This is a genomic window from Actinophytocola sp., assembly GCF_035634895.1.
Classification (GTDB): domain Bacteria; phylum Actinomycetota; class Actinomycetes; order Mycobacteriales; family Pseudonocardiaceae; genus Actinophytocola.
Genome location: NZ_DASQCC010000264.1, coordinates 15,873 through 28,602, shown reverse-complemented (window position 1 = coordinate 28,602; position 12,730 = coordinate 15,873). Strand labels below are relative to the sequence as shown.

The 12,730-nt window shown below is 68.6% G+C and carries 13 protein-coding genes; 4 read left to right on the top strand and 9 right to left on the bottom strand.

Going from position 1 to position 12,730, the window contains the following annotated elements:
• Nucleotides 1-512: 512 nt before the first annotated feature.
• The 5 genes from VET29_RS40715 to VET29_RS40695 form a co-directional block, all read right to left on the bottom strand.
• The gene (locus tag VET29_RS40715; RefSeq protein WP_324931706.1) at nucleotides 513-1,118 is read right to left on the bottom strand and encodes a response regulator transcription factor; all 606 of its coding nucleotides are present in this window, start codon (nucleotides 1,116-1,118) and stop codon (nucleotides 513-515) included.
• Nucleotides 1,115-2,266: a sensor histidine kinase gene (locus VET29_RS40710; protein ID WP_324931703.1), complete on the bottom strand. Its 1,152-nt coding sequence runs from the start codon at nucleotides 2,264-2,266 to the stop codon at nucleotides 1,115-1,117. Before VET29_RS40710 ends, VET29_RS40715 begins: the two co-directional genes overlap by 4 nt.
• 22 nt (nucleotides 2,267-2,288) lie before the next feature.
• Nucleotides 2,289-3,017 carry an ABC transporter permease gene (locus VET29_RS40705; protein WP_324931699.1) on the bottom strand — a complete coding sequence of 243 codons (729 nt, stop codon included), beginning with the start codon at nucleotides 3,015-3,017 and terminating at the stop codon, nucleotides 2,289-2,291.
• Nucleotides 3,014-3,904, bottom strand: a complete 891-nt coding sequence (locus VET29_RS40700; RefSeq protein ID WP_324931718.1) for an ABC transporter ATP-binding protein — start codon at nucleotides 3,902-3,904, stop codon at nucleotides 3,014-3,016. The genes VET29_RS40705 and VET29_RS40700 overlap by 4 nt, the downstream gene beginning before the upstream one ends.
• Before the next feature lie 118 nt (nucleotides 3,905-4,022).
• Nucleotides 4,023-5,408: a glycine--tRNA ligase gene (locus VET29_RS40695; RefSeq protein ID WP_324931696.1), complete on the bottom strand. Its 1,386-nt coding sequence runs from the start codon at nucleotides 5,406-5,408 to the stop codon at nucleotides 4,023-4,025.
• Nucleotides 5,409-5,545: 137 nt separating this feature from the next.
• Here VET29_RS40695 and VET29_RS40690 point away from each other — a divergent pair, with 137 nt between their 5' ends.
• The 3 genes from VET29_RS40690 (at nucleotide 5,546) to VET29_RS40680 (ending at nucleotide 6,762) form a co-directional block, all read left to right on the top strand.
• Nucleotides 5,546-5,827 carry a DUF6703 family protein gene (locus VET29_RS40690; RefSeq protein ID WP_324931693.1) on the top strand — a complete coding sequence of 94 codons (282 nt, stop codon included), beginning with the start codon at nucleotides 5,546-5,548 and terminating at the stop codon, nucleotides 5,825-5,827.
• Between the two features lie 58 nt (nucleotides 5,828-5,885).
• The gene (locus VET29_RS40685) at nucleotides 5,886-6,269 is read left to right on the top strand and encodes an ArsR/SmtB family transcription factor (protein WP_414636734.1); all 384 of its coding nucleotides are present in this window, start codon (nucleotides 5,886-5,888) and stop codon (nucleotides 6,267-6,269) included.
• 82 nt (nucleotides 6,270-6,351) lie between these two features.
• Complete coding sequence (locus tag VET29_RS40680; protein ID WP_324931691.1) at nucleotides 6,352-6,762, top strand: Fur family transcriptional regulator; 411 nt, start codon at nucleotides 6,352-6,354, stop codon at nucleotides 6,760-6,762.
• A 271-nt stretch (nucleotides 6,763-7,033) separates the two neighbouring features.
• Here the strand turns inward: VET29_RS40680 and VET29_RS40675 are convergent, their stop codons facing one another.
• From VET29_RS40675 to VET29_RS40660, 4 genes are read right to left on the bottom strand one after another with little or no spacing between them, the layout of a single operon-like run.
• Nucleotides 7,034-8,407 carry a GH1 family beta-glucosidase gene (locus tag VET29_RS40675; RefSeq protein ID WP_324931688.1) on the bottom strand — a complete coding sequence of 458 codons (1,374 nt, stop codon included), beginning with the start codon at nucleotides 8,405-8,407 and terminating at the stop codon, nucleotides 7,034-7,036.
• Between the two features lie 2 nt (nucleotides 8,408-8,409).
• Nucleotides 8,410-9,273 (bottom strand): carbohydrate ABC transporter permease, encoded by an 864-nt coding sequence (locus tag VET29_RS40670; protein ID WP_324931685.1) that lies wholly within the window; start codon nucleotides 9,271-9,273, stop codon nucleotides 8,410-8,412.
• Nucleotides 9,270-10,265: a sugar ABC transporter permease gene (locus VET29_RS40665; protein ID WP_324931681.1), complete on the bottom strand. Its 996-nt coding sequence runs from the start codon at nucleotides 10,263-10,265 to the stop codon at nucleotides 9,270-9,272. The genes VET29_RS40670 and VET29_RS40665 overlap by 4 nt, the downstream gene beginning before the upstream one ends.
• Nucleotides 10,265-11,554: an ABC transporter substrate-binding protein gene (locus VET29_RS40660; protein WP_414636733.1), complete on the bottom strand. Its 1,290-nt coding sequence runs from the start codon at nucleotides 11,552-11,554 to the stop codon at nucleotides 10,265-10,267. Before VET29_RS40660 ends, VET29_RS40665 begins: the two co-directional genes overlap by 1 nt.
• Nucleotides 11,555-11,709: 155 nt before the next feature.
• On the opposite strand from VET29_RS40660, the gene VET29_RS40655 reads away from it, so the two are divergent.
• Complete coding sequence (locus tag VET29_RS40655; protein ID WP_324931678.1) at nucleotides 11,710-12,729, top strand: LacI family DNA-binding transcriptional regulator; 1,020 nt, start codon at nucleotides 11,710-11,712, stop codon at nucleotides 12,727-12,729.
• Nucleotide 12,730 lies beyond the last annotated feature (1 nt).

Genomic DNA, 12,730 nt, shown 5'->3' with positions numbered 1-12,730 from the left:
CCATGGCAGCCACCGGAAGCGAGTGGTGCTAGGTGAACCAGGAGAGCGACTGAAACCAGCCAACCACCATGGCGCCCGGCTAGGTTTCCCGGTCACACACGCCATATCCGCCCAACCCCAACGGGATCGGTCACGCCTCGACCCCGCGCGCCCTTCGAGCCCAGAAAGACATCCCAGGAGCTTATGCCAAGCTGCAATGTTCTCGGTGTGATTCGACCAGGCGGTCGTCTCGTAGGAGGTGCCGGTTTGAGGCAGCCGTGCAGGATTCCGACCAACAGGTTGGCCAGCTGGCGCAGGCGGCGTAGGCCTCAGCCACGACCTCAGGCCTGCCCAGGTGCTGCTCGCGCAACGAGGCCTGGATGCTTGCCCCGCGATGTCGCGGCAGCGACCAGAGCCGCCACCCATGTCCCCCCGTCGTTCTCTCCCGATCGACCGACAAGGGCACCGAGCAGTCCATACAGGACGACACTCCACACCAACTCAACGCTCTCGTCGAGAGGGACGTGGCTGGATCACAACCAACCGCGGTCCTCGGCCACGCGGGCAGCCTCCGCGCGGGTTCGGGCTCCGGTCTTGCCGATCGCCGAGGACAGGTGGTTGCGGACCGTTCCCTGGGACAGCGACAGGAACCTTGCCACGTCGGCGATCGTGCCGCCGGAGCTGGCGACGCGGAGCACGTCCCGTTCGCGGTCGGTCAGAGGGCTCTGGCCTGTCGCCAGGGACTCCGCGGCCAGTGCCGGGTCCACGACCCGCAGCCCCGCGTGTACCCGCCGAACGGCGTCGACGAGCTGCTCCGGTGGCGCGTCCTTCACCACGAAGCCGACCGCGCCCGCAGCCATCGCTCGGCTCAGGTAGCCGGGGCGGCCGAACGTCGTGCACACCACGATCCGGCACGACGGCAGGGCACGGTGCAGCTCCGCCGCCGCGGTGATCCCGTCCTTGCCGGGCATCTGGACGTCCACCAGCGCGACGTCCGGCTTCGAGTCCAGCGCGGTCGGCACCACCTCTCCGCCCGAGCTGACCTGTGCCACCACCTCGATGTCCGGCTCCAGCCCCAGCATCGCCGCCAGCGCGCCACGTACCAGCGCCTGATCGTCGGCCAGCAGCACGCGGATCACGCCGTCACCGCCACGGGGACCGACGCCCGCACGATGAACCCACCCGCCTCCGCCGGTCCGGCCGACAGGGAGCCGCCGACCTTCGCCAGCCGCTCCTTCAGGCCGGACAGGCCGTGGCCGGAACCACACGTCTCGGCGGGGGTGCCGTCGTCGCGGATCTCTATCCAGGACTCGCCTAGGCGGATCTCGCAGCGGTGGGCGTTGGAGTGTCTGATCACGTTCGTCACTCCCTCGCGCAGGACGTAGGCGAACGGCTCCTGCAGCCCGGCCGGCACGTTGTCCACCGCGTGCGGCAGGTCCGCCGCTATCTCCGCCGCCTGCAGCGCCACTCGCGCCCCCACCAGCTCCGCCGCCAGTGATGCCTCGCGGTAGCCGGACACCGTGGAGCGGACCTCACCCAGCGCGGTTCGCGACAGGGTCTCGACGTCGCGCAGCTCGGCGATGGCTCGCTGGTCGTCGCCGGAGCTTTCCAGGATTCTGCGGGCGAGGCCGGCCTTCACGGTGATGGTGGTCAGGCTGTGGCCGAGCACGTCGTGCAGGTCCCGCGCCATTCGCGACCGCTCCTCCGCGACCGCGAGCGTCGCGATCTCGTCGCGGGCGGCCCGCAGCTCGGCGTTCGCCATGATCACCTGCCGGGTGCCGAACATCGCGATGGTCAGCACCACCAGGATCGACGCGGCGTTCCAGTCCGGGGCGCCCTCGGCGATCTCGGTGCCGATGAGCAGCGCCGTGGTCGTCCCCAGGCCGAGCAGCAGACCGACCGTCGGCGGCAGCTGCATCAGCGCCGCCGAGATCGCGTACGTCAGGAACATGAGGTTGTCCGGCCCGAGGAGCACGGCCAGCGTGATCCCACACGCGAACATGGCCGCCACGCCGGCGATCCGCACCCGCTTGTCGAACCACGTGCGCCGCATCGAGAACGCCATGTAAACGGTCGCGTAGATGCAGCAGTAGACCGCCACGGTCGTCACGACCGCGACCCGCACCGCCGTCGGATGCGGCGCGGTGAAGGCCTGGTTGATCGGGCTCACCAGGTAGATCAGGAACATCGTGGACATCACGAAGCCCGCGATGCGCCCGGCGCGGGTGGGTGGCCCCGCCGGATCATCCGGCCAGGACCACCCGTTCTTCTTCTGTTGCTCGGCCACGGAGGTCACCGTACGGCGCCGGCTACACCCGAGCACTGTCGCGCCGGAACCGGCGGACCACCCCGAGTCCGACCACCGCCGTCCAGACGCCCAGCACCAGCACCGCCTGCCCGAGGTTCACCGACAGGTCGCTGGTCACCGCACCCCGGCCGACCTGGCCGAGCCAGTAGGAGGGCAGCACGTGCGCGATCTTCAGCAGCCAGTCCGGCATCGAGTCGATCGGGATGAAGACGCCGCCGAGCATGCTCATGGTCATCATCGTGAGGCTCATGATCGGCTGCATGCTGTCCGGCGTGCCGACCTGGCCGATGAGCAGCCCGATCAGGGCGAACGGGATGACCGCGAGCCAGATGCCGATGGTCACCCTCAACCAGCCGGCCGCGTCCAGCGACACGCCCTCGACCGCCACCCCGACCAGCGGCACGAGGACCACGGCCGGCAGGGCCAGCAGCATGCCGGTGAGGCCCTTCGCGGTCAGGTAACCGCCGCCGGACAGCGGGGTGAGCCGCAGTTGGCGCTGCCATCCGACGGAGCGTTCGAGCGCCACCCGGCTACCCGCGAACAGCGCGGCGGACAACGCGCCGAACGAGGTCATGTTGACCATCAGGATGCCGGTGACGGCCTTGTCCCCGTTTGCCCAGATCCCGGTGTAGAGCAGGAACAGCAGGACCGGGAACGCGATCGAGAAGATCATGAAGCGGCCGTTGCGCATCGCGCGGCGCGCCTCGAGGAGGAGGTAGGTGAAGCTCATGACCGGTCAGCTCCCGCGTTCTCGTCGCTGGTGAGGGAAAGGAAGGCGCCTTCGAGGCCCACTGCGGTCACCTCGATGTCGTGCGCCTGCGGATAGGTCGCCAGCAGTTCGCGCAGCGTCTTGTCGGAGTCGTTGGTGGAGATCACCGCCTGGTTGGCCCGGACCTCGACCTCGGTCACCCCGACCATCATGGTGAGCGCGGACTGGGTGGCGCCCGGCACGGCGGCACGGATGACGCGGCCGGCCACGAGCGAGGTCACCTCGGCGACCGACCCGTCCGCGACGATCTGCCCGGCTCGCATGAGCACCACGCGGTCGGCGTAGTTCTCCGCCTCCTCCAGGTAGTGCGTGGCGAACACGACCGTGCGGCCGGTGTTGGTGAACCCGCGCATGGCCTTCCAGAACTCGCGGCGCCCCTGCACGTCCATGGCCGCGGTCGGCTCGTCGAGCACCAGCAGGTCCGGGTCGCTGACCAGCGCGACGGCGAACCGCACGCGCTGCTTCTGGCCCCCGGACAGCTTGTTGCACCGCCGGTTCGCGAGTTCCCCGACCCCGGAGCGACGCAGCGCCTCGGCGACCGGCAGCGGCGACCGGTGCAGCGACGCGACCATGGCGACGGTCTCGCCGACGGTCGCGTCGTCGAGCAGCGCGCCGCCCTGCAGCATCGCGCCGATGGTGCCCCTGGCGACCGCCTCGTGCGGACTCGCGCCGAAGACGGTCACGGTGCCCGCGTCGGGCTTGGTGAGACCCAGCAGCATGTCGACGGTCGTGGACTTGCCCGCGCCGTTCGGCCCGAGCAGCGCGACCACCTCCCCCGGCGCGATCGTCAGGTCGACCCCGGCGACCGCGTGGACATCCCCGTAGCTCTTACGCAGGCCGGCCAGCATGACGGCGGCGCCCGCGGAGATCCCTGTTTCGTTCACGATGACGACGATGCCGCCCGGAAGCACCCACCACGCAGGCCGAGCGTCACCACCTCACCGTGACAGATGTCAGGGGATGGCGTCAGCAGCCGATCAGCTGGCCCGCCAGGTAGTTCGGGAGCTTGTCCATCGAGACGCGTTCCTGGGTCATGGTGTCGCGCTCCCGTACGGTGACGGCGTGGTCCAGTAGGGAGTCGAAGTCGACGGTCACGCAGAACGGGGTGCCGATCTCGTCCTGGCGGCGGTAGCGGCGGCCGATGGCGCCCGCGTCGTCGAAGTCGACGTTCCAGTGCTGGCGCAGTGTGGCCGCCACGTCGCGGGCCTTCGGGGTCAGGTCGGGGTTGCGGGACAGCGGCAGCACCGCGACCTTCACCGGCGCCAGCCTGCGGTCCAGGCTCAGCACCGCCCGCTTGTCCACGCCGCCCTTGGCGTTCGGGGCCTCGTCCTCGCGGTACGCGTCCAGCAGGAACGCCATCATCGGGCGGCCCACGCCCGCCGCGGGCTCGATGACGAACGGGCGGTACCGCGTGTTGGTCGCCTGGTCGAAGTACGACAGGTCCACGCCCGAATGGTTGGTGTGCGTCGTCAGGTCGAAGTCGGTGCGGTTGGCGATGCCCTCCAGCTCGCCCCACTCCTGCCCGCCGAACTGGAAGCGGTACTCGATGTCGACCGTCCGCTTCGAGTAGTGCGACAGCTTCTCGCGCGGGTGCTCGTACAGCCGCAGGTTGTCCGCCCGGATGCCCAGGTCGGTGTACCAGCGCACGCGCTCGTCGATCCAGTACTGGTGCCAGGTCTCGTCCGTCCCCGGCTCGACGAAGAACTCCATCTCCATCTGCTCGAACTCGCGGGTACGGAAGATGAAGTTGCCCGGCGTGATCTCGTTGCGGAACGACTTGCCGATCTGGCCGATGCCGAACGGCGGCCTGCGCCGCGACGTGGTGAGCACGTTCAGGAAGTTCACGAAGATGCCCTGCGCGGTCTCCGGCCGCAGGTAGTGCAGCCCCTCCTCGGACTCCACCGGGCCCAGGTGGGTACTGAGCATCATGTTGAACTCGCGTGGCTCCGTGTACTGCCCGCGGACGCCGCAGTGCGGGCACGGCACGACACCGAGCTTGTCCTCGGTGACGTTGAGGCCGGTGCGCGCCGCGTACTCCTCGATGAGCTGGTCCGCGCGGAACCTCTTGTGGCACGACGTGCACTCGACCAGGGGATCGTGGAACGCCGTCACGTGACCGGAGGCCTGCCACACCTGCCTGGGCAGGATGACCGAGGAGTCGATGCCGACGACGTCCTCCCGGCGCTGGACCATCGTGCGCCACCACTCGCGCTTGACATTGTCCTTCAGCTCCACGCCCAGCGGCCCGTAGTCCCAGGCGGAGCGCGTGCCGCCGTAGATCTCCCCACACGGGTACACGAAGCCTCTGCGCTTGCACAGGCTGACGACGGTCTCGACGAGATCGGCGGGCATGGTTCCACTCCAACTGTCACGCGCTCTCGGCCATGGCGTTCAATGGCGGTCAACGGCGCGGTCGACAAAGACTAGCTGGATCGCGACTGACACGAACGAATGATTTCGGCGTTGCCGGCTGTGAGGGAGGTCCCGGGGTGCGCGCTAGGCGTTCGACGAAGGCGAAGCTGATCGCCGGTGACGGTCCGCTGTCGCGGGTGCCGCCGCTCGCCGTCTTCGTGGTCGTGGCCGCGGTGTTCGTGGTCGGCGTCGTGGTGCGCGGCGTGCCCGGCGCGGTGCTGCTGGGCGCGCTCGCGGCGGGCATCGCGGTCATGCTGGCGGCCACCTGGCGGGCCCTGGCACCGACGCAGCGGCTCGGCCGGGGGCTCATCCTCGTTTTGTTGATCATCATCGCCGTGTCGGTTGTACTGGTGAAATAGGTTCGCGGCATAGGATGTTGAACACGGTAATCCGTTTCATCAGCCAACCGAGAGGACGATGTTCATCGTGACGTCGGATGCCACCTCGTCCCCGGAACTGACCGCGCCCCACTCAGCCGACCGTCCGACGGTCACCGCGGTGGCGACGCGCCCGGTTCAGACCCTCCAGGCCGCGGGCGACCTGCTGCGTGCGCTCGCGGCGCCGGTCCGCATCGCGATCGTGCTGGAGCTGCGTGAGCACGAACGCTGCGTACACGAGCTGGTCGAGACCCTCGGTGTGGCCCAGCCACTGATCAGCCAGCACCTGCGGGTGCTGAAGGCCGCGGGCGTCGTCCGCGGCGACCGGCACGGCCGTGAGGTCGTCTACCGTCTCGTCGACGAGCACCTCTCGCACATCGTGGTCGACGCGGTGGCGCACGTGGAGGAAGGAGCGGGCAGGTGAGCGGAGCTTACGGAGCGAACCGAGGGCACCACGACCAGCGACCGCCCACCCTGAGCCCGCGAGGAGAGGGTGAGGCGCGGTCGTGAGTGAACGCCAGGCCCCCACCGTCCCCGGCCGCCGGTCGACGAAGCAACGGGCCGCCGTGGCGAGCCTGCTGGAACAGATCGACGACTTCCGCTCGGCCCAGGACCTGCACGAGGAGCTGCGTACCCGGGGCGAGGGCATCGGCCTGACCACCGTCTACCGCACGCTCCAGTCCCTCGCCGACGCCGGCGAGGTGGACGTCCTGCGCATCGACAGCGGCGAGGCCGTCTACCGCCGCTGCTCCCGGCACCACCACCATCACCTGGTCTGCCGAGCCTGCGGCCGCACGGTCGAGGTCGAGGGCCCCGCGGTGGAGAAGTGGGCCGAGAAGATCGCAGCCGAGAACGGCTTCTCCGAGGTTAGCCACACCGTAGAGGTCTTCGGCACCTGCGCCGCCTGCACCCACTAACCCCGCGAGTCCCGCGTTCAAACCTAGCGAGTCCCGCGTTCAGACACACCGAGTCCCGCGTTCAAACGTAGCGAGTCGCGGGTTCAGACATAGCGAGTCGCGGTTTCGTGCACACGGTCTGGGCGTCAGCACGAAACCGCAACTCAGTGTGTGCGAACGCGGGACTCGGTATGCGCGAACGCGGAACTCGGGGTGTGCGAACGCGGGACTCGCGGTTGTACCGGGGGTCGGGGGCGTTTTTCAGCAGGCCCCGACCCCCGGTAGGTCTTGGTCAGCCTTCTGTTGTTGGTAGGCCGTTGTGGGTGATGACGTTCGAGTACCAGCGGGCGCTTTCCTTCAGGGTTCGCTTCTGGGACTCGAAGTCGACGTGGACCAGGCCGAACCGTTTGGCGTAGCCCTCTGCCCACTCCAGGTTGTCGAGGAGGGTCCAGCAGAAGTATCCGCGCAGGTCAGCGCCCTGTTCGATTGCCGTGTGGGAGGCGCGTAGGTGACCGTCCAGGAAGGCGATCCGGTCGGTGTCGCGGATCTCGCCGTCCTCGGTGAACGTGTCGGGGTAGGCGGCCCCGTTCTCCGTGACGTACAGCGGCACCCCGGGATACTCGCGGGTCAGCGACACCAGGAGCTCGGTCAGCCCGTCCGGCTGGACCTCCCAGTCCATCTCCGTCTTCGGGTGTCCGGACTGCAGGAACCGCACGTCCGAGGAGCCGGGCCACTCCGTCGGACCGTCGACCGGGTCGCCGGCCGAGACCAGGTACGCGCGGTAGTAGTTGATCCCGAGCAGGTCGATCGGCGCGTTGATCACCTCGAGGTCGCCGTCCTCGATCAGCTCCGGCAGGCCGAAGGGCGCCAGGTCGGCGAGCAGGTCGGCCGGGTACTCGCCACGCAGCACCGGGTCGAGGAAGATCCGGTTCTGCAGGCCGTCGACCCGGCGGGCCGCGTCCGCGTCGGCCTCCGAGGCGGTGGCCGGGTGGACCGGGAACAGGTTCAGCGTGATCCCGGCCGGGGCGTCCGGGGCGTGCGCGCGGATCTCCGACATCGCGAGCCCGTGCGCGAGGTTGAGGTGGTGCGCAGCCGCGACCGCCGCCCTCGAGTCCTGCACGCCCGGCGCGTGCACACCGTTGCCGTACCCGAGGAATGCCGCGCACCACGGCTCGTTGAGCGTCAGCCACCCGCTCACCCGGTCGCCGAGCCGGCCGACGGCCGTGGCCGCGTACTCGGCGAACCGGTAGGCGGTGTCCCGGTTCGTCCAGCCGCCCTTGTCCTCGAGCGACTGCGGCAGGTCCCAGTGGTACAGCGTCGCCCACGGGGCGATGCCCTTGTCCAGCAGCTCGTCCACGAGCCGGTCGTAGAAGCCCAGGTCCGACAACCTGGGCCACGCGATCGAGAACCGGTACGCGCCCAGCCCGAGCGACGACATCAACTCGACGTCCTCGACGTACCGGCGGTAGTGGTCCGCGGCCGGGTCGCCCGTGTCGCCGTTGAACACGGCGCCGGGACGGCGGCAGAACACGTCCCAGATCGACTCGGCCCGGCCGTCCACCGTGGTCGACCCCTCGATCTGGAACGACGCCGTGGCCGCCCCCCACACGAAGCCCGTGGGGAAACGGAGCGCTACCGACTCTGACGTTTGCGGCAAAACTGACATGATCACCCCTTCACTGCGCCCTGCATGATTCCCGCCACGATCTGGCGGCCGAGCACGACGAACACGAACAAGATCGGAATGGTGGCCAGAGTCGTTCCGGCCAGCACCAGCGAGTAGTCGACGTAGTAACCGCTCTGTAGCCGCTCCAGCGCGAGCTGCACGGTGGGGTTGTCGGCGTTGAGCACCACCAACGGCCACAGGAAGTCGTTCCAGGAGGTCATGAACGTGAACATGCCCAGAAACGCCGCCGCCGGCCGCACTGCCGGCAGGCACACGTGCCAGTAAACCCTGATCATCGAGCAACCGTCCACACGTGCCGCCTCGATCAGCTCGTACGGCACCACCTGCGCGGTGTACTGCCGCATCCAGAACACGCCGATCGCGGTGACCAGGTTCGGCACGATCACCGCCTCCAGGTGACCGGCCCAGCCCAGCTCGCCCATCGCCATGTACAGCGGGATGATGCCGAGCTGCGTCGGCACCGCCAGGGTGGCGACGACGAACACGAACAGGGCATCCCGGCCGCGGAACCGCAGCTTGGCGAACGCGAAACCGGCGAGGGTCGAGAACAGGACCGTGGTGAGGGTGACCGTGCCGGACACGATCACGCTGTTGCCCAACGCCTTCCAGAACGGCACGGTGTCGAACACCCGCGCCGCGTTGGACAGGAAGTTGCCGCCGGGCAGCAGCGGTGGGACCCGCTCGGTCAGCATCGAGCTGTCCCGGGAGGCCACGAGGAACGACCAGAAGAACGGGAAGACCGAGCCGAGCATAAACGCGATCAGCAGCCCGTACACCCAGAAGGAGGCGCGTTTGTCGCCCGTCTGTGCGCGCCGCGTGACCCGGCGCAACGAGATGGCGGTCATGGGGCTTCCTCGGTTCCGCTCGACGAGATCCGCCTGGTCAGCAGGAAGTTGAGCACCGCGAAGATGATGATCACCAGGAACAGCACCCAGGCGATCGCCGACGCGTAACCGAGCTTCTGTGTCTCGAAAGCGGTCTGGTACATGTACAGCGTGATCGTCTGGAACTGGTTGGACGGTCCGCCGTTGTTGGAGCCCGGCATGGCGTCGAACAGCTTGGGCTCGGTGAAGATCTGCAGGCCGCCGATGGTGGACGTGACCACCACGAAGATCAGGGTCGGTCGCAGGAGTGGCAGTGTGACCGAGAAGAAGCGGCGTGCCGCCGAGGCCCCGTCGATCATCGCCGCCTCGAAGATCTCCTTCGGAATGGCCTTCATCGCCGCGAGCACGATCAGCGCGTTGTAACCGGTCCACCGCCAGTTGACCATGGTGGCGATGGCCAGGTGCGAGGCGAACCAGTTGGTCTGCCAGTCGATCCGGTCGATGCCGACCGCTTCCAGCAGGCCGTTGACGAGCCCGTAGTTGTGCCCGAAGAGGTTCCCGAAGATGAGCCCGACCGCGACGAGGCTGACCACGTACGGCAGCAGGACGCCGACCCGCCATCCGGTCGGCGCCCGCAGCCGGGTGTTGAGCAGCGCCGCGACCAGCACCGCGACCACGATCTGCGGTCCGGACGACAGCACGAAGATGCTGAGCGTGTTGAACAGGGCGTTCCAGAACTGACTGTCCCGGAACAGCTCGGTGTAGTTCCCGAGGCCGATGAACGTGCCTTCGGCGTCGAGCAGTTCGCGGTCGAACAGCGACAGGTACGCGGTCCACAGCAGCGGGAACAGGCCCACCACGCCGAAGATGACGAAGAACGGCGCGATGTAGAGGTATGGCGACCACTTCACGTCCGCCAGCGAAAGGCGCTGGCGGAACGTGAGCTTCGGTCTGCCCGGTGGGGCGGGCGCCACCCCCTGGTGTGACGCCCGCCGCCTGGTTACCGTGGTCATCACTTGACGATCTTCTTGGCGGCGTCGACCGCCTGCTGCCAGCCCTCCTCGGGCGACTTGCCCTGCTCGACCGCCTGCAGTGCCGGGCTCGTGGCGTTCTCCTGGATCTTGCCGTCACCCGGGCCCTTGTACTGCGCCTTGCCGACCTTCTGGGCCATCGTCGCGAACAGCTGGCCGGTCTTCACACCACCGAAGTAGTCGTTGGTGGTGCCCAGCAGCTCGGGCGAGTCGAGTGCCTCGACCTGGCTGGGGAAGTTGCCGGTCTTCGCGAACGCCTTGATCTGCTGCTCCGGCGCGGTCAGCCACGCGGCGAGTGCCGCGGCCTCCTTCGGGTGCTTGGACTGCTTGGGCACCGCGAGGTACGAGCCGCCCCAGTTGCCGCCACCGCCCGGGAACGCGTCGGTGACCGCCCACTTGCCGGCGTTCTCCGGACCGGCCTGCTCCTTGACCACGCCGAGCATCCAGGACGGGCAGGTCTTGGTGACGAACCCGCTCTGCTTGAAGGCTGCGTTCCAGTCCGGACTGAACGCGACGAGCTTCGCGCTCTGGCCACCCTTGACGGCCGCCGTCACCTTGTCCCAGTTGCGCTTGATGTCCTTGTTGGACTCGATGGCGAGCTTGTCGTCCTTGCTGATGTAGCCCTCGTCGAGCTGGTTCTGCATCGCGTTGAAGACCTGCGACGCCGAGTCGAACCACGGCTTGCCGGTCGCCTTCGTGTACTGGTCACCGGCCGCGAAGTAGGAGTCCCACGACGCGAAGTAGCCCTTGACCGAGGCATCGTCGGTGGCCATGTGCGCCGCCTCGAGCAGGTCCTTGCGGTAGCACATGGCGAGCGGACCGATGTCGGTGCCGTAGCCGATCCAGGCGCCGTCCTTCGCCACGCCCGCCTGGTACTTCCAGTCGATCCAGCGGTCCGGCTTGACGTCCTTCGGACCGATGTCGGCCAGGTTGTTGAACAGTTGCGTCTTGTCGATCACATCCGAGATGTGGCCCTCCTCGATGGCCACCACGTCCTCGAGGCCGTTGCCCGCCGCCAGCTTGGTCAGCAGCTGCTGGTGGTAGGGCCCGCCCTGCCCGGTCTTGTGATGGGTGATCTTGATGTTCGAGTGGAGCTTCTCGTACTCCGGGATGAGGTCCTCGTACCCGAACTCCGTGAAGGTGCCGATGCTGAGCTCGATCTTCCCCGAATCAGATCCGCCCGAGTCATCGGAGGAGCCACACGCGGTCAGGCCTACCGCTGCGGCAAGGGCGATCGCACCGGCGAACACCCGTCGTTGGTTGCTTCGCACGTCTGTTGTCCCTTTACGTCCTCGACACTGTGCCCGTAAAAATTTCTGGGAGCGCTCCCAGTTTGGGGAGTTCCGAGTGTGGTCTGGATTACGGGGAAGTGTCAAGGACTTTCCGGGAGCGCTCTCAGAAGTCGCCACTCCGTTACACTTCGACCATGCCGATCGACGGACGTCCCACGCTGGAGGACGTCGCCGCGTACGCGGGCGTTTCTCGCTCGACCGCGTCGCGTGCGCTCAATGACGACGCCTACGTGAGCATGCGGGCCAGGGAGAAGGTGCTCGGGGCGGCGCGGGAGCTCGGCTACTCCCCCAACCAGGCCGCGAGATCCCTGGTGACGCGCAGGACGGGCGCCGTGGCGGTGGTCCTGTCCGAGCCCGAGGCCAACGTCCTGGACGACCCGTACTTCGCGTCCGTCATGCACGGGGCGTTCCGCGAGCTGTCGACGGTCGGCGTCCAGATGCTGCTGATGTTCGTCGACACCCGCGACGACGTGCCGAGGACGATCAAGTTCCTCGAGGGCGGGCACGCCGACGGCGCGCTGGTGTTCGCGCCGCACAAGGGCGACCCGCTGCCGACCGCCCTGCGCCTGGCCAGGATCCCGGTCGTCTACGGCGGCCGGCCCGGCAACGGCAAGCGCGGCACGCACGCGGTCGACTTCGACAATCGGGCCGGCGGGCGGCTGGCCGTCGAGCACCTGTACGCCTCGGGCCGCAGGCGGATCGGCACCGTGACGGGCATGCTCGACCACCCGGCGGCGGCCGACCGCCTGGAAGGGTGGCGCGCGGGGCTGGCGGCGGTCGGCCTTGACCCGGCGGACCTGGCGGAGGCCGGCGACTTCACCATGGCCAGCGGCGAGACGGCGACGTCCAAGCTGCTGGCCCGCTGCCCGGACCTGGACGCGGTGTTCGCGGCCAGCGACCTGATGGCGGCCGGCGCGATGAAGGCGCTGCGCATGGCGGGCCGCCGGGTCCCCGGCGACGTGGCCGTCATCGGCTTCGACGACCACCCGACACTGGCGCCCGCGATGGAGCCGCCGCTGACGTCCATCCACCAGGACCCGCGGGAACAGGTCCGCCAGATGGTCCGGAAGCTGATCTGTCTGCTGAACGGCGAGGACGTCCGCCCGGAGGCGACCATCCTCCCGGTGACCCTGGTGGTGCGCGACTCGGCGTGAG

Bases quoted from the DNA above. Each gene is read 5' to 3' on its own strand.
- VET29_RS40675 (WP_324931688.1), bottom strand. From the start codon at position 8,407: ATGTCAGTTTTGCCGCAAACGTCAGAGTCGGTAGCGCTCCGTTTCCCC.
- VET29_RS40700 (WP_324931718.1), bottom strand. From the start codon at position 3,904: ATGCTGGCCGGCCTGCGTAAGAGCTACGGGGATGTCCACGCGGTCGCC.
- VET29_RS40705 (WP_324931699.1), bottom strand. From the start codon at position 3,017: ATGAGCTTCACCTACCTCCTCCTCGAGGCGCGCCGCGCGATGCGCAAC.
- VET29_RS40685 (WP_414636734.1), top strand. From the start codon at position 5,886: ATGTTCATCGTGACGTCGGATGCCACCTCGTCCCCGGAACTGACCGCG.
- VET29_RS40665 (WP_324931681.1), bottom strand. From the start codon at position 10,265: ATGACCACGGTAACCAGGCGGCGGGCGTCACACCAGGGGGTGGCGCCC.
- VET29_RS40695 (WP_324931696.1), bottom strand. From the start codon at position 5,408: ATGCCCGCCGATCTCGTCGAGACCGTCGTCAGCCTGTGCAAGCGCAGA.
- VET29_RS40670 (WP_324931685.1), bottom strand. From the start codon at position 9,273: ATGACCGCCATCTCGTTGCGCCGGGTCACGCGGCGCGCACAGACGGGC.
- VET29_RS40655 (WP_324931678.1), top strand. From the start codon at position 11,710: ATGCCGATCGACGGACGTCCCACGCTGGAGGACGTCGCCGCGTACGCG.